The sequence below is a fragment of the Pseudoalteromonas sp. MSK9-3 genome, from assembly GCF_003590335.1.
GTDB lineage: Bacteria > Pseudomonadota > Gammaproteobacteria > Enterobacterales > Alteromonadaceae > Pseudoalteromonas.
On record NZ_MIET01000042.1, the window covers coordinates 48,625 to 66,523 of the forward strand.

At 42.9% G+C, this 17,899-nt stretch carries 6 protein-coding genes and 1 CRISPR repeat array (1 of these 7 cut by a window edge); of the genes, 4 read left to right on the top strand and 2 right to left on the bottom strand.

What is annotated here, in order from left to right; translation table 11 throughout:
• The first annotated feature begins 209 nt into the window (after positions 1 to 209).
• On the top strand, positions 210 to 911 hold the full coding sequence (locus tag BGP78_RS18030; protein WP_119862681.1) for a hypothetical protein: 702 nt from the start codon (positions 210 to 212) through the stop codon (positions 909 to 911).
• A 65-nt stretch (positions 912 to 976) separates the two neighbouring features.
• On the opposite strand, the gene BGP78_RS18035 is transcribed toward BGP78_RS18030, so the two are convergent.
• Together BGP78_RS18035 and BGP78_RS18040 are read right to left on the bottom strand one after the other, a co-directional pair.
• Positions 977 to 2,122 carry an FAD-dependent monooxygenase gene (locus BGP78_RS18035; protein WP_182912321.1) on the bottom strand — a complete coding sequence of 382 codons (1,146 nt, stop codon included), beginning with the start codon at positions 2,120 to 2,122 and terminating at the stop codon, positions 977 to 979.
• A gap of 118 nt (positions 2,123 to 2,240) precedes the next feature.
• On the bottom strand, positions 2,241 to 2,774 hold the full coding sequence (locus BGP78_RS18040; RefSeq protein ID WP_119862683.1) for a methylated-DNA--[protein]-cysteine S-methyltransferase: 534 nt from the start codon (positions 2,772 to 2,774) through the stop codon (positions 2,241 to 2,243).
• A gap of 583 nt (positions 2,775 to 3,357) precedes the next feature.
• Here BGP78_RS18040 and BGP78_RS18045 point away from each other — a divergent pair.
• The 3 genes from BGP78_RS18045 to BGP78_RS18060 all read left to right on the top strand — a co-directional run bounded on the left by BGP78_RS18045 (position 3,358) and on the right by BGP78_RS18060 (position 17,182).
• Positions 3,358 to 11,391, top strand: coding sequence for an ExeM/NucH family extracellular endonuclease (locus tag BGP78_RS18045; RefSeq protein WP_119862684.1), 8,034 nt, complete (start codon positions 3,358 to 3,360; stop codon positions 11,389 to 11,391).
• 2,486 nt (positions 11,392 to 13,877) lie between these two features.
• Positions 13,878 to 15,974 carry a TonB-dependent siderophore receptor gene (locus BGP78_RS18055; RefSeq protein WP_119862685.1) on the top strand — a complete coding sequence of 699 codons (2,097 nt, stop codon included), beginning with the start codon at positions 13,878 to 13,880 and terminating at the stop codon, positions 15,972 to 15,974.
• A 59-nt stretch (positions 15,975 to 16,033) separates the two neighbouring features.
• Positions 16,034 to 17,182, top strand: coding sequence for a heparan-alpha-glucosaminide N-acetyltransferase domain-containing protein (locus BGP78_RS18060; protein ID WP_310732138.1), 1,149 nt, complete (start codon positions 16,034 to 16,036; stop codon positions 17,180 to 17,182).
• 497 nt (positions 17,183 to 17,679) lie between these two features.
• Positions 17,680 to 17,899: direct repeats of the CRISPR family, unit length 28 nt; unit sequence GTTCACTGCCGCACAGGCAGCTTAGAAA; it runs 589 nt beyond the window's last position.

The window sequence follows — 17,899 nt, forward strand, 5'->3', positions numbered from 1 at the left end:
TAGTATTGCGTCTGCCATTGAGGCATGAAAATTAAGCTATATGTTTATAAATCTATTTCCTATTGGAGAGGTTTAGGTCGCGAGTAGCCTTAAAATAGAAAGATGATTCAATCATTTTAAAAGTTTTAGGGCTGTAATCGGGTGTAATTTAAATCATTATTTAATCGTGTGACAATATATCTACTGTTATACATTTTAGAAGCTTAGCTATGGAACGCCGCACCTTTTTAAAATCAACCTCTGCGCTTTTTTCTGCAGGGTTTCTTGGGTTTACAGCTCATGCTCAAGAGCAAAAAAATAATACCCATGTTGACCAAATGACACAACGACTGTCGGTTGCTGCCTTGCGTAAATTAAATATCTCTTTTCCTAGCATGGTGGTTATTACGCCAACAGGAGAGACGGTTGAGGTTCAGCTAAAGCCGCGAATAATTCGTCGTTACGCACATTCTATCTATGTGTATTTTGAGCAGGTGAAAGAAATTAGTATTTTTACGTTGCAAGGCGAGAGTGCCGGTAAAATTCATTTACCAGACTCTATGGAGAGTATTAAAGACTTCGCCATTGATCACACGCTCCAATCAGTACATATATTAGAATACGGTAAGCATAGCATTTCAACCCTTGATTTTTATGGCCAGACTGTAGCAAGTATTGGGGATTTTGGGATTGAATTAATGCAAGATCTCAATGGACCAAAAAGCTTGACGGTCGATGAGCAAAGTAATATTCACGTTCTAACCGGTAATGACAATATTATACGTGTTTACGCTGCAAATGGTGTATATGTGTCTTCATATAACCATATTGGCCGAAATATAGGGCATATTAGGCAAATAGATGGTTATAAGGTGATCAGCGGTGTCGGTGGTAAATTTAATGACAAAGTGACGGTGCTGTCGGGTCATTAATCTGTATAAGTTGCAGTGATAAAGCATCATATATTCCACTGTGTATGATGCTTTTAGTTAAGTGCTTATATTTTTTCTGCTAACAGCTTTCGCCAACCAACCACATTTGCCGGACCTGTGCGGCGAATAATAAAGTTTCTTACTAACCGACCTATAAAGTTTTGCCCTAACCCTGCAAGCTTTATAATTTTATTTGATTCTTGGACTGTCCAAGCGACTCGTGCGCTGCGGGCTTGTTGATAATTTTCCAGCGCGAGCTTTATATCTACCTGATTATCAGCCAGTTGATCAGCTAAACAGTTTACATCTTCTAAAGACATACCTGCGCCTTGTTGCAAACTGGGTGGGCAACCATGCAGGGAATCACCAATTAATACTACATTGTTATAAACAGACTCCGTTTTAGCGACACTCTTTAAGCCACCTCGAATAATATGGTCATTGTCTGGCATGTTATCTAGGCAATGTTTTATGGGGGCTGCATAGTTGGCAAATACGGCATTTAACGCAGTTTTGACGGGCATAGCAGAGTATTGACCTGTGGGGTCGATAACATGACCATAGCAGTACACTTCCTCATTACTAATGGGGTAAATCATAAATAATGACGTGTCACCTACGTAGTACACGGGCTGAAAGTCTTGTGAAGGCTTTTGAGTGATAAAACGCCAATTTGTCACGGTATGCTTTAGTAACGGCGTGTCAGGTTGGATAATTCCCCTAACTTGTGAGTAAATTCCATCTGCGCCGACCACCAAATCGTAGTGCTGAGTGTGCCCGTTATTGAACGTCACGGTAGCACCTTCACCGGTTTGTTCAATATGTGTCAGGCAAGTATCAAGCGTGATTTCTTCGGTGATGTCTTTTCGGAGTATATTCATCAGTGCATCGCGCTTTAGAGCGACAAAGGGCGCTTTATTTAATGGGGCATCATTAAGCGACGCTTTAGCGAGTGTTTTGCCATTTGATAGTGCATACTCAATTTGATTTACTTGATGCGCGCACGCCATAACTTGGTCAACTAAGTTTAGCTTTTTAAGCTCAATCATTGCGTTGGCAGGCAAACAGATGGCGGCGCCTTCATTGGTTAAACTAGGCGACTTTTCAATAATATCAACTTGATGGCCCTGTGCTTTTAAACGACGAAATAAGGCACTTCCAGCGATCCCCGCACCAACAATCAGTATACGTATATTTTCCAATTTACTCATAACCTCAATAAAAAGATCAATGTTAAAGCGTTTACCAAAGACTTTTTTGATAACGACTGATCTGGAAAGTATCATCGTTTTGAGTTGCGAGTAAAGAGAGAGCCTACCCTACATTCAGTTAGCCTAAATATTGTGTTTTTGATTGGCGAGTATGTAACACGTTTTTTATATCAAGCCGTTTGGTTTCATTAGACGCTTTGACATAAATGCCCTCATGTTCGAGTAACCATAATTTACGTTCTATCCCCCCTGCATACCCTGTTAACTTTCCACTGCTAGCAATAACGCGATGGCAAGGCACAATAATACTGATTGGGTTCCTGCCATTGGCCCCCCCAACAGCTTGCGAGCCTTTTGGACGGCCCACTTGCTGGGCAATATCTAAGTAAGAACGCGTTTCACCAAATGGGATGTTATTTAAGGATTGCCATACTTGCTGTTGAAAATCAGTACCTACCGGGTCAAGTGGTATCGTAAAAGTGTTGCGTGACCCCTGAAAGTACTCAGTGAGTTGTTTAATACACATATGAGTAATTTTATTAGGGTTTGCTGCGTTGACTTGCTCACCACAAAATATGACGTGTCTTAGGCCTTTTTCAGATGATACACACTCGATTGTACCAAGGGGGGTGTTTAAGTAATCAACGAACATTAATTCGGTTCCTCAAAGAATTCTAGTAATACAGCTTATCATACTCGAAGATTTCAGAGGGTTCTGGCCGCAACTCGCACTGACTGTTAGCAAGTGTTCTGGACAAAGTTAGAACAATGAAGAGTTGTTGCATTTAATAAGTAACGCAAGGCATAAGTTCATTTTAAATCGCATGTTATTTGAGCGTAGTGTAAATGAATGTAAAAATTGTATCGTTCCAAGTTGTTTATTATAGGTGTAAGTTGTATATAAAGTGTGTTTATTTTGTTTTTCCTAACTCTCTCCATTTTATTTTTTACATTAAAACTAGAAGGTTATTTATGTTTAAATTATATTTAAATTTAATTTAATCAGTGGCTTAGGTTTTTGTTCTCAGCCTTTCACTTGTTAATTTTTATCGGGGTTTTTTGTTGTAAATTCGTGTCGAGTAATTGATTTAATTTTAATAAAAAATTCATAATACATTATTATAGTCCCAGCCCATTTTGTGAATGGGCTTTTTTGTATAAAAAGTAAGCTAATAAATCTCGGTTTTAATAACTTCATTAAAACCAAAGAGATAAAATACACACACGGGAATATTATGTCTAATTACACACGCGCTTACAGGCGATTGCGATATTTAAAACGCAGTATGATCGCCGGGGTATGTGCGAACCTTGTTATGGGTCAAGCGACAGCTAATGTTATTTTTACTGAGTATGTTGAAGGAGGCGGAAGTAACAAAGCACTGGAGATCACCAATGTTGGCGCATCTAGCGTCGATTTAACTCAGGTTTCAATTGCATTAACCACCAATGGTAAAGTTCACGCTGATGTAACGCCAATTACACTCTCTGGTACTTTAGCCGCAGGAAGCAGTTATGTATTGACTAATGGTGGCGCGGTCGATGCGCTAAAAGCATTCAGCGATACAACCAGTAATGCGACTAGCTTTAATGGTGATGACGCGTTAACACTATTTTTTAATAGCAAAGTGGTTGATAGCTTTGGGCAAGTGGGCACTGATCCGGGTAAAAACTGGGGCAGTGGTGATACCAGCACACTCGATAGAACTTTGCGCCGTAAAACTGGCATCATTGTGGGAGATACGGTCTATGATGATGCGTTTACCCCCTCTAATGAATGGGTCGGTTTTGCTAAAGATACCTTTGATGGCTTAGGCTGCTCTGGGGTCGCGGCATGTGGTGGAAATGGTAATATACCCTCTAAAATTAGTGGGGCCGCGAAAACCGTAGTTAATGCCGGCACCCGCTATGACTTTACGCCAAGTGTGACCAACCTTGATAACGACTCCCTTATTTTTACTATTGAAAATAAACCCGCATGGGCTGAATTTGATGCAACGACAGGCCGGCTTTCAGGAGACATTACAGCTGCTGATATTGGAAACCACACTGATATTGTGATAATCGTCAGTGATGGAACCGCTTCTGATGCACTGGCGTCTTTCTCTATATTAGTGAGGCCAGCAGGGACAAATGATGTACCACAAATAACCGGCACCCCTGCATTATCGATTCAAGCAACTCGGTCTTACAACTTTACGCCGAGTGCGACGGATACTGAAAACGATACATTGGTTTTTACGATTGATAATAAGCCGAGTTGGGCCGTATTTGATACACAATCAGGAAGACTGAGCGGTGCGCCCAGTGACTCACAGGTTGGGGCGTATGCTGATATCACCATCTCTGTTTCTGATGGGCATAATACTGCGCAAAGCCTGCCTTCGTTCTCTATTACGGTGACAGATAAGCCAGGCAGTAATTATGATTACAGCCAATACTATGCCTCAGCAATTGGCAAAACTGATACGGAACTTGAGCAGGCTTTGGCATTGGTTGCACGTCAAGGCCAGCAGCAAATGACTTATTCGCAAGTATGGGACGCACTTAAGTATTCAGATGAAGATCCGCAAAACTCAGAGAATGTGATTTTGTTTTACACTGGCCTCAGCCAAGCCAAAAATACCAATGGTGGTGGAACAACACAGTGGAACCGAGAACACAGCTGGCCAAAGTCTCATGGCTTTCCTGAACAAAATCAATATGGTTACACTGATATACATCATTTGCGTCCTACCAATGTCAAAGTAAACTCTGCGCGCAGTAATAAAGATTATGATGAGGGGGGGGCTCCGGTAAGCGGTGCTCCTGGTAACTTTACTGACGATGACTCGTTTGAGCCACGTGATGCAGTCAAAGGTGATGCAGCACGTATGATGTTTTACATGGCCGTACGCTATGATGGTACAGACGGCAACATGCCGGACTTAGAATTGGTTAACGCGGTAAGTGGCAGTAAATCACCAACGTTAGGTGTATTGTGTAATTTAATGCAATGGCATCGTCAGGATCCTATCGATACCTTAGAGCGTGATCGCCATCAACGCATTGTAGAGCAGCAGGGTAACCGTAATCCGTTTGTCGATAATGGCGATTTCGCTGAATTATTGTTTGGCAAAACCTGCCCAAAAATAGGCCCGACAGCGCCAGTTATTGGCGGCTCCCCGGTACTTAGCATCGGTGCTGGCAGTGCCTATAGCTTTGTGCCATCAGCAAGCGATGTGAATCGTGATACGTTAGCGTTTTCCGTGGTGAATAAACCAACATGGGCTGAGTTTAACAGCGTCACAGGTGCATTGACTGGGACGCCTGAAATAGCTGATATTGCGACATATCGTGATATTCAAATCTCCGTGAGCGATGGTACATTCAATACGAGTTTGACAGCGTTTAATATTGACGTGGTTGACCCAAAAACCATTAAGCACCCCCCGACACTCTCAGGTGTACCAAGTACAGGTGTGTTAATTGATCAGGTATATCGTTTTGTGCCTACTGCGCATGACAGTGATAATGATAGCTTAACTTTTAGCATTGTTAATAAACCAAGCTGGGCTGCATTTAATACCAGTACGGGTGAGCTGTCTGGCACACCAACGAATTCGGACAAAGGGAGTTATACCGCGATTGTTATCAGTGTGACCGATGGTAATACCGCAGCGGTTGAACTTGCGCCTTTTTCAATTTTAGTCAGTAATGATGCGCCTGTGAATAATGTCATTTTTACCGAATATATTGAAGGCAGCAGTAATAATAAAGCCATTGAGATTACAAACTTCACTGGGGATAACCTAGATTTAAGTCGCGTTAAAATAGTGCTTGCGGACAATGGTAAACCATTGGCAACTGCAGGACTACGCACGCAAATCTTATCAGGGGTATTAGCCGATAAAGCAAGCTATGTGATTGCCAATAGTGGTGCCAATGAGGAGATAAAGGGTCGTCAAAATAGCACCAGTACAGTGACTTATTTTAATGGTGACGATACCTTGGTGCTCATGGTCGATGAGAAAGTCACCGATGTGTTTGGCCAATTAGGGACAGATCCAGGCAGTAGCTGGGGCTCAGGTGATACATCAACAAAAGATAAAACGCTGCGACGCAAAGCGGGTATTACAGCCGGTGATATAAATGCCACTGACGTATTTAACCCCAGCGCCCAATGGGAAGGCTTTGCTAAAAATCTTGCTGATGGCTTGGGGTGTAGTGGCACTGGAGCATGTGGTTCTAGCGGTACATCACCGGTTGAACTGGGCAAATGTGGCGATAGCGCGACCTTGATCAGTACTATTCAAGGTGCTGAGAGTACAAGCCCACTGGTTGATAAAAGTGTTGTTATTGAAGGTGTTGTGGTGGCAAGTTATCAAGGTGCAGGCCAACATGGTGGCTTTTTTGTACAAGAAGAAGACACACAAAAAGATGATAATAAAGCCACCTCTGAAGGCATATTTGTGGCGTATACAGGCTCTGCGGTTACCGTGGGTCAGCAAGTTCGCTTTACAGCAAAAGTGGCTGAACAATATGGTTTGACTCAACTTAATGACGCTGCAAACATAACCACATGTGCCACCAATGTATTGACGAAGGTAACGCCAACGCAGGTTAATCTACCGTTTGCGGAAAACTTCATGCAAGAGTCTTTAGAAGGGATGTGGGTAACGCTTCCTCAAAAGCTGCATGTCACTTTGAGTCATAACTTCACAAAGTATGGGGAGATATTATTATCTAACGGCATGCGTGTGCAACCGACCAATAAATACCCTAAGGACGACCCAAAGCGTCAAGCACTGGCAGATTTGAATGCTCGAAATGTATTATTGGTAGACGATGATTCTACACAACGAAACCCAGAAAGCATTAGTTACTACCCGCAATTTAGTGCAGACAAACCGCTTCGTTCAGGGGCGCAGGTTTCAGGTTTTAGTGGTGTGATCCATTACGGGTTCGGCAAGTATAAGTTACTGCCAACCAGTGTGCCTCAATTTGATAATGTAAATGCGCGGCGTAGCAAACCTTTTGCCCGAAAATCATCACCACATATTCGTGTCGCAAGCTTTAATGTTTTGAACTACTTCCTTGATTTTAAAGGAAGAGGTGCTAGTAACGAAAAAGAATTTAAGCGTCAACGCAGCAAAATTATTCGGGCTATTACAGCCATGGATGCGGATGTTGTGGGCTTAATGGAAATAGAAAATAGTGGGTTTGGTCGTAGCAGTGCGATTCAAAACTTGATTGATGGGTTAAACGAGCGCGATCAGCAACACACTTGGCAATTTGTTAATCCTAAATTAGAAAAAGTCGGCTCTGATGCGGTTACAGTTGGGATTATTTATCGTAGTAATAGAGTGCAGCCAGTTGGCGTACCACAGGTGATAACTGACGCGCCATTTGATGAACAAACCAAAGCACATCGCCCGCCAATGATGCAAAGCTTTAAGCCGATCAATGGTGGTAAAGAAATAAAAGTGATTGTGAACCACTTCCGCTCGAAAGGGGGCTCTTGTGGCGCAGATATGGATGATGATGTGCAGGGCGCATGTAATGGCCAGCGTGTATTGGCATCAAAAACATTACTTAAAAGCCTCGGTAAAACGGCAAAGTTGAATGTCTCAGATCTGAAAGCGCGCAGTGCAATGAGTACTGAGGTTTATAGTAATGATGAACCAATATTTGCCATTTTAGGAGACTTTAATGCCTACGCCTATGAAGAACCTATGCTGGAGTTTTATAACGCAGGGTTTACTAATTTAAATGTAGCCAAAGGCTCGGGTGAGAATTATTCATATTATTACTCAGGCGTGGCAGGGAGTTTAGACCACTTATTAACCGCAAACACCTCAGTGAATAGCGTTGCGCAAGTCATGCATTGGCATATTAACGCTGATGAAGCGACAGCACTTGATTACAATATTGAGGATAAAACTGAGGCTCACCAAGCCAAGTGGTTTGGTGAAACACCTTATCGTTCATCTGATCATGACCCTGTGATTGCAGACTTTGATTTAGCGGCTGTGGTATTACCGGTAAACCAAGCACCGATTGCGAATGATGATACCGTTGAAACGGTGCAAGGTGAGTCGGTTAATATTAATGTATTAGCCAATGACCAAGACCCAGAAGGCAATGCGCTTTTTATTACCTCTGCAACGCTCTCAAATGAGGTGGGGTCGGTGAGTTGGTCTGGGGCAAATATATTATTTACGCCAAATGCAGACTTTGTGGGGGAGGTCTCGATAAACTATGTGATCAATGATGGTGCCAGTGGCACTGCAATTGCCAGAGTAACAGTGACTGTTACCGCAAAAAATCAAGCGCCAGTAGCAAAAGATGATGCCGCGACAACCAATGAAGATAGTGTTGTCACATTGTCTGTTATTGACAATGATATCGATGAAAACACCGCATCATTGAAAATTAGTGCGGCGACTGTTTTGTCTGGGAAAGGCGTGGTTTCGCATAACGCTTCGACCTTGACTTACACGCCGAGCGCTCACTTTAACGGTATTTCAACGCTAAGTTACACCATTGAAGACTCTCAAGGTGCCACGTCGAGTGCTATTGCAACGATCACCGTACTGCCGGTGAATGATGCACCGCTGTTAAATAATGACACGGCACTTGCCTCTGCGCGCAATGCAACGACAATCGATGTACTAAGCAATGATTCTGATATCGATAATGACACATTAAATATTGTTTCTGCATCGGCTGATGTTGGTGCAGTTAGCATCAGTAATAACACCCTTATTTATCAAGCGCCTCAACTTAACACTGGCAGTGCGACACTTAACTATACCGTAAGTGATGGCACGGTGACTGGCGCTGCCATAGTGCATGTCACTATTAATACTAAAAATGTATCACCTATCGCCCATGACGATACTTTTGAACTTGATAGCAATGACAACTCTGTACTTATTAACGTATTAGAGAACGACCTTGATGCTGACAATGATGTATTGACCTTAATTGCGGTAAGTACAGACGTCGGTTCTGCGGTGATTGTTGACAATACCATTCACTTTACGACGACTGATACATTTCAAGGCAGCGCACAGGTGCGTTACGCGATTGCTGATGGATTCGGTGGGCGTGACGAAGGATTATTGGAGATCAAGCAACAACGAGATTCAGCACCAACGATCACCGTGCCAAACCCAATAACGGTTAACGCAACAGGGCAATTTACCCAAGTGGATTTAGGCGTTGCAACTGCAATAAACGCAGCTGGTGATGCTATTGCTGTTACGCGTGAGGGAGGTGAGCACTTACCTTCAGGGCTTAATAGAATTTACTGGCAAGCATGTAGTAACGAGGTGTGTGATAAAGTTGCCCAGCAGGTAAACGTTAAACCTTTGATTGGTTTTTCATCGCCAAGCCAAGTGGTACTTGAAGGCAATAAAGCGGTGATCCCTGTAGTACTAAGTGGTGCACATTTTGAGTACCCAGTCACACTTGGGTACTCAATCAGTGGCACGGCTAGTACCGATGACTTTGGTTCACCAAGTGGTGAACTGGTTATCACACAAGGGACGCACGGGCAGATTGAAATTGACGTGTTGAGTGATACGTTAGCCGACACCGGTGAATCAATCGTGGTGACTTTGCAAAGTGATGAGCAAAACTTAAGTAATCAAACGAATCATGAAATTGTGATATCTGAATTAAACCTTGCTCCGGTTGTGACGCTAAGTGCGACGCAGGCGGATCAGCTGCGTACCACTATGTCGCAGCAAGATGGCAATATTCTGATACACGCCGCGGTAACTGACCAAAACCCTGATGATTCACATACCATAAACTGGCAACTACCGGATGGGGTAGTTAATAGTACTCCACAGTCGAATGAGCTGAGTATTGACCCGCAAACACTTGTACCGGGTATGTATCAATTGAGTGCTACTGTAACTGATGAAGAGGGATTACAAGATACGCAAAGTGTGTATTTTAAATTAGTTGCAGTTACGCCAACCCTTGATGAAACGAAAGACACCGATGGCGATTTGCTCAATGATGCATTAGAAGGGTTTGCTGATGATGATGGTGACGGTATTGCCAATTACTTAGATCCAATTGATAGTCAGTGTAACGTTCTACCAACTCAACAAAATGAGTGGCGTACTGGATTAATAGAAGTAGAAGCAGGTGTGTGTATGTCGTTAGGCAGCGCCAGTTTAGGGGCTGCCAGTGCGCGACTGAATGAAGAGCTGATCGCAAGCTCAGCGCATTTAAGCTTAGACACTGGCATGAAGAACCAAGGGGGGGTTTTCGATTTCGTTGTGACTACTGCCAGTGGGATGTCGAGTGTTAAGGTTGTGTTACCTCAACAGGCTGCAATACCTGCTAATGCACAGTATCGTAAATTTTTGCCAGAGCAAGGGTGGATCACCTTTGTTGAAGAAAATGGCAATGAATTGCACTCTGCTATGGGGCAACAAGGTCATTGTCCTGCCATTGATGCTCCGAGCTGGCAAGCTGGCTTAATCGAAGGGGCTTGGTGTGTACGTTTGACACTAGTAGATGGTGGTCAATATGATGCAGACGGTATAAAGAACGGCAAAATTGTCGACCCCGGTGGTGTGAGCGTTGCGGTGAGCGATAATCAGGCACCTGTCGCGGTAGATGATACGCTGGCTATGTCACAAAATAAGCAAGCAGTGGTATCGGTGCTAAATAACGACACAGACGCTGATAATGATGCCTTGTACGTCATTAGTGCGTACGCAGAATTCGGGCGCGTACACATTAACAGTGATTCAACGTTAATGTATGACAGTGCCTTGGACTTTGTTGGGACTGATAGGATTACTTACACCATCAGTGATGGTAAAGGTGAGACTGCCAGTGCGCATGTGACAGTGACAATATCTGCCGCGGTGAATGAAGAAAATCACGCGCCAATTGCACACAATGATAGCGCGACGGTGTTTAATGATGAAAGCAGTGTGATTGATGTATTAAAAAATGACACAGACCCCAATAATGACGCGTTATCTTTGTTAAGTGCTGTAGCCAGTTCAGGCGCAGTATCAATCGAGGCTGAGCAATTAGTGTATCAGCCTGTTGCGGGCAGCGAAGGCCAAGTGACGATTAGTTACATTGTTGCTGACGAACACGGTATGCAAAGCACAGGTAATGTTGAAGTGACGGTTAAAGCCAGAGCGGCAGTAGAGCCTAATAATGGAACGCAATCGTCTAGCGGCGGCAGTGTCCCAGTGTTTATATACTTGTTGTTAGTACCTGCATTGATGCGACGAGTAAGACGCTAACCAAAACATAAGTTATTAAATATAAACCCTTATTAGGATCAACTAATAAGGGTTTTTTTATGTGTAGAATGCCTTTGTATGCGCAGCGTAAAGCCCCGCCAACGGGCAAGATGAAATGGAGTACTCACCTCATACTCCGTCTTTCTGACGCAGGTCAGAATCTATTGTGTTTAGGAAGAGGCTAAATGACGTGTAGCTGAATTTACATGCGGACCCTGAAACCAGTTCAGGGAGACGAAGTTGATTGAATTTACTTACCAGCTTTTAGCCTTTGCATGCGTGTCATAAAGCGCCGCCAACGGGTAAGATGAAACGGAATACTCGCTTTATACTCTGTCTTTCTGACGCAGGTCAGGAACCATGGTTTTTATGAAGAGGCTGGGGCTAAATGACGTGTAGCTGAATTGACATATAGACCCTGAAACCAGTTCAGGGAGACGAAATTGGTTTAATTTACTTACCAACGTCTAACCTTTATATGCGCGGCATAAAGCCCCGCCAATGGCTAAGGTGAAACGCAATACTGGCCCCACACTCCGTCTTTCTGACGAAGGTCAGGATCCATGGTTTTTAGGAAGAGGCTGGGGCTAAATGACGTGTAGCTGAATTGACTTATGGACCCTGAAACCAGTTCATGGAGACGAAGGGTTGAATTTACTTAGTAACTGTTAGTTTTTATATGCACGGCATAAAGCCCCGCCAACGGGTAAGACTAAATGGCATGTTCCCGTCATGTTCCGTCTTTCTGACGCAAGTCAGAATCCATAGTGTTTAGAAAGATAGGTCATGGGACTAAATGACATGTAGCTGAATTGACGTATGGACCCTGAATCAAGTTCAGGAAGACGAAATTGGTTTAATTTACTTACTAACGCCTAACCTTTATATGCGTGGCATAAAGCCCCGCGAACGGCTGAGATGAAACGCAATACTGGCCTCATACTCCGTCTTTCTGACGAAGGTCAGGATCCATGGTTTTTAGGAAGAGGCTGGGGCTAAATGACGTGTAGCTGAATTGACGTATGGACCCTGAATCAAGTTCAGGGAGACGAAATTGGTTTAATTTACTTACCAACGTCTAACCTTTATATGCGCGGCATAAAGCTCCGCCAACGGGTAAGACTAAATGGCATGTTCCCGTCATGTTCCGTCTTTCTGACGCAAATCAGAATCCATAGTGTTTAGAAAGATAGGTCATGGGGCTAAATGACGTGTAGCTGAATTGACGTATGGACCCTGAATCAAGTTCAGGGAGACGAAATTGGTTTAATTTACTTACCAACGTCTAACCTTTATATGCGTGGTATAGAGCTCCGCCAACGGCTGAGATGAAACGCAATATCGGCCCCATACTCCGTCTTTCTGACGAAGGTCAGAATCCATTTTAGTATTGAGCGTGTAGTTAAAAGCGCATTTAAAATCATTGATGGTGCAGTTGTGTTTTTCATGTCATTATTTGTACGAACAGATGTAAAAATACCCTTTTATTTTTCGCTCTTTAAAAAAGCATTTAAAAACAATAACCTATATTTTCTTGGTTTTTACAAGGTAAAAATAGGTATATTGGTGTTAAGCTTCTGATTTTAATTGGTTTAAGATAAATTGGTCATTGTTCACTGCCGCACAGGCAGCTTAGGTGACACTTCGCCACTTTTTACTGATTGACTTAAAGTTCACTGCCGCACAGGCAGCTTAGGTGATGAGTGACCGAAACGAAGTTTCGCAGCACGAAGAAGTGAGGTCATGGATGACCGATGTAACCCCGCTCCAAGGACGGATTTAAAACGATGAGGTTAATTTTATCTATTCACAGCCGCACAGGCAGCTTAGGTGGTGGCAGGTTTTTTGTTCCAGACAAAACCTAAGTACCTGCATCCATGCAGGCAACGATCAATGTAACCCAGCTCCACGGATAGATTGCTCGCACTCTAGCGGCTATTGTGTGGACCCTGAATCAAGTTCAGGGAGACACAGGTTTAGTATATTTGTTTTTAAATGAACTCTGAATTTTGGGATTACTTGCAATACTCGCCTTATACACCGTCTTTCTGACGCAGGTCAGAATCCATTATTTCATAGGCCTGTTTTTGATTGATGATCTTTAGACCCTGAAACCAGTTCAGGGAGACAAAGGTTTAGTATATTTGTTTTTAAATGAACTCTGAATTTTGGGATTACTTGCAATACTCGCCTTATACACCGTCTTTCTGACGCAGGTCAGAATCCATTATTTTTAGTAAGACTATAGAGCTAAATCACTTGTATTTGAATGACATATAGACCCTGAAAAAAGTGAAAGTGGTGAGATAGGTATGTTTACTGTGGGGAGTAAAGCTTTAGTTGTGAAGTTATAACACGCTGGTTTAAAAGACTATACCAGTAAAATTACCTACTTCGGGTAAAGGTAACTAAAACAAAAAGATTGTATTGTTACATTGTAACAATTACCATAAGTGCAATAATATAACATACTAAAACCCTCAACTATGAAAAAACAATTACCTGCTTTAATATCTAGCTTACTCTGTTCTGGTGCCGCTTTTGCTAACACTGGGCAAGAGATTGAATCAATAGAAGTACTTAGCCATAAACAAGCTTATCGCGGTAATGTTGCGATTGCTGACTTACCTCAGTCAGTTTCAGTGGTGACCGCTGAGCAATTAGATGATCTTGGTGTAAATAACTTTCAACATGCCCTAAATCAAGTTAGTGCAATTTCAACACAAAACAATTTTGGCGGCTTGTGGGAAAGCTTTGCGATACGGGGCTTTGCAGGCGATGAAAACTTACCTTCGGCCTATCTGATCAATGGCTTTAGTGCCGGTCGTGGCTATAGCGGCTTGCGTGATGTGTCTAATATTCAAGCGGTAGAGGTGTTAAAAGGACCGGGTTCTGCGTTGTATGGCCGCAGTGAGCCTGGTGGTACCATTAATGTGATCACCAAAAAGCCACAGTTTGAGCAAAGTGGTTACGTGCAGCTTTCACTCGGTGAATATGACTACAAGCGGGTGGAAGGTGATTATACTAATTCTATTAATAGTACTGCGGCGTTTAGGGTAAATGGTGCTGTAGAAAAGTCGCAGAGTTACCGTGATACCATTGAAACTGACAAGGTTGCATTCACCCCGTCAATTTTAATCAACCTCAGTGATGCAACGCAGCTTACCTACGAGCTAGAGTATGCAAATCAAGCCATACCTTTTGATCGCGGAGTGCCTGTTTTACCCGGTTTAGACTTACCAGAAAGCCGATTTTTAGGTGAGCCCAATGATGGTGCCATGAATGTCGATGCAATGGGTCATCAATTAGAGTTGTCACATCAGTTAAATGATGACTGGTCTATCAGCGGTGGTGTGGGTATTCGGGAGTCATCATTAGAAGGGTATTCATCTGATACTGAACTGTCTCCGGGCCGTCAATTACTTTATGTTGATGGTGAAACCGTGAGTCGCCAACGCCGCTACAGAGATTATGATGCCACAGATTTATCAGCAAGGGCTGAGCTTAGTGGAACATTTGCAGCGATGGGATTGACGCACAATGTGATGTTTGGCGCAGATATCTATGACTATAAATTAGAGACGCATCAACAGCGTTATCGAGTCGCTTGGGGCGCGGGTGACACAACGTATAGCGTGAATGTATTTAACCCTGTGTATGGTCAAACTGCGCCTGAGCTAGCACCGACAGCTGATAATGTTGAGAAGCAAAAAGCATGGGGTATGTACTTTCAGGATCAGGTTAAACTAAATAAAAACTTGCAGGTGCTGGTTGGTGCTCGATTCGATCGTTTCGAACAAACAATAGAAAATAAGCTTTCGGGTGCAGATGCTGAGCACACAGAATCAGAGTTTAGCCCACGAGTGGGCGCTGTTTATACCTTTGATAATAGCGTTGATTGGTATGCCAGTTATTCAGCTGGGTTTAGGCCAAATTCAGGTGCTGATCACTCAGGAAACACCTTTGAGCCTGAAAACAGTAAGTCATTCGAAACCGGCGTAAAATGGCTACAAGATAGTGATGATTTTGCCCTGACAATGGCTCTTTTTCGCTCGACAAAATCGAATATTCTTACGGCCGATCCGGTTAACTCTGGTTTTAGTGCGGCATTAGGTGAAGCCCAAAGTACAGGTGTTGAGGTTGATTTTTCATGGGAACTCACTGAGCAGACTAACTTGAGCAGCAGCTACACTTACGTTGATGCGCATACCGTCAATGACATGGTTAATACCGACTGGGGCGTCGCAATTCCTGCCAACAGCCAATTGATCAATGTGCCAGAGCACAGTTTGAATATGGTACTGCGCCATTACACGCAAGTTATGGGGTATAGCGTTGATTTTGGTGTGAACTTACAATATGTCGGCACGCGATTGGGTGAAACAATCAACCCAGATTATGAATTACCAGCGTATACGCTAACGCATTTATTTGCCAATATTTCGCTTTCTGATGCTTTTATGTTGCAGTTTAATATTGATAATGCGTTGAATAAAAAGCACTACACCAATTCATACTCTCATTTGTGGACTATGCCAGGGCAACCAGCGCAATTTAGAGCCAGTTTAAAATACCACTTTTAATCGATAATAAGGAGTGGGCGTACTCTGGCTACGCCCATTATTTTATGACGAATAACACCTTGAATAAGCGATTAGTATCTATCGATATTCTGCGAGGCTTAGTGATAGTGATCATGTTAATTGATCACACGCGAGAGCGGTTTTTCTTGCACCACCAAGTAGCAGATCCAATGGATATTGACACGACTGATCCTGCGTTGTTTTTTACGCGGTTACTCGCACACTTTTGTGCGCCTATTTTTGTCTTTTTGACAGGTCTGTCTGCATTTTTATATCAAAATCCAATCAATAAGCCTGCACGTAATGTGCAAAGCTTTTTGTTGAAACGCGGTGCATTTTTAGTGTTGCTAGAAGTAACCTTGGTTAACTTTTCATGGTTTGCCGCATATAACACGTTATATTTGCAAGTAATGTGGGCGATTGGTGTGAGTATGATCGCGTTAGCTGCTTTAAGCTATTTACCAAGACTGTGGTTACTTGGATTGGGGCTGGCTATTGTATTTGGGCATAATGCGTTGTCGCCGGTAACGTTTTTAGCCAATGAAACAGGATATACGCTTTGGACCATATTACATGATAGGGGCTACCTTATTAGTGATGGGCTGGTTAAAGTGAAAGCCTCTTACCCCGTACTTCCTTGGATTGGGGTTATTATATTGGGGTATGTCTGTGGCCCATTATTTACTCAATCAGTAGCGGCTGCCGTAAGGCAAAAAGCCTTAGTGGTTGGCGGTATTGCGTGCTTAGTGACACTGTGCATTTTAAGGTCTCTTAATTTGTATGGGGAATCTCTCGACTTTGCAGTACAAAACACCTTAGTACTGTCTATTATGTCATTTTTGAATTACACCAAGTACCCGCCATCATTACCCTTTTTATTGTTTACGCTGGGTATCGGAGCGCTGATGTTAGCGTATTTTGAAAATGCACAAAGTAAAGTCAGTAATGTATTGCGTACATTTGGTTCTGTGCCATTGTTTTTTTATATTGTGCACTTATATGTATTGCTCGTGACGTACTTTGTCTTGCTACACCTATTTGGCCCAACCCCGGGTCTTGCTGGCGTTGCCGGATTTGAACTAGGGTTTTCTCACCTTGTGTGGATATGGCTCACAGCAGCGGTGCTGACAGGACTGCTTTATAAGCCTTGTAAAATGTTTTCTGATTTTAAGCATAGCAGTACTACGTGGTGGGTTAAGTACCTGTAAAATATATAACCCGTGTACGGCGTTAATTAAAGTATAATTTCATAAAGCAAAACCCTTATTAGGATTGACTAATAGGGGTTTTTTTATGTTTAGAGCTGGGCTTTTTCAATCTACATATTGACCCTGAAACAAGTTCAGGGAGACACAGTTGATTGAATTTTCTTAGTAACTATTAGCTTTTATATGCGCGGCGTAAAGCCCCGCCAACGGCTAAGATGAAACGCAATACTGGCCCCATACTCCGTCTTTCTGACGAAGGTCAGAATCCATTTTAGTATTGAGTGTGTCGTTAAATGTGCAATGAAATCATTGATGGTGCAGTTTCAGTTTTCATGTCATTATTTGTACGGACAGATGTAAAAATACCCTTTGATTTTTCGCTCTTTAAAAAAGCATTTAAAAACAATAACCTATATTTCCTTGGTTTTCACAAGGTAAAAATAGGTATATTGGGGTTAAGCTTCTGATTTTAATGGACTTAAGATAAGTTAGTCATTGTTCACTGCCGCACAGGCAGCTTAGAAATGCTTGAGGGATAGCTCCTGCTTGAGGGATAGGTTCACTGCCGCACAGGCAGCTTAGAAATGCAAGACCCGCCATACCGTCCAGTGCATCGCGTTCACTGCCGCACAGGCAGCTTAGAAAACAAAAAAGAAATGCTAAAAAGGGTTACGTTTGTTCACTGCCGCACAGGCAGCTTAGAAAACTTAGATGACC

Coding starts and splice junctions, on each gene's coding strand:
- BGP78_RS18030 (WP_119862681.1), top strand. CDS start 210: ATGGAACGCCGCACCTTTTTAAAATCAACCTCTGCGCTTTTTTCTGCA.
- BGP78_RS18035 (WP_182912321.1), bottom strand. CDS start 2,122: ATGAGTAAATTGGAAAATATACGTATACTGATTGTTGGTGCGGGGATC.
- BGP78_RS18040 (WP_119862683.1), bottom strand. CDS start 2,774: ATGTTCGTTGATTACTTAAACACCCCCCTTGGTACAATCGAGTGTGTA.
- BGP78_RS18045 (WP_119862684.1), top strand. CDS start 3,358: ATGTCTAATTACACACGCGCTTACAGGCGATTGCGATATTTAAAACGC.
- BGP78_RS18055 (WP_119862685.1), top strand. CDS start 13,878: ATGAAAAAACAATTACCTGCTTTAATATCTAGCTTACTCTGTTCTGGT.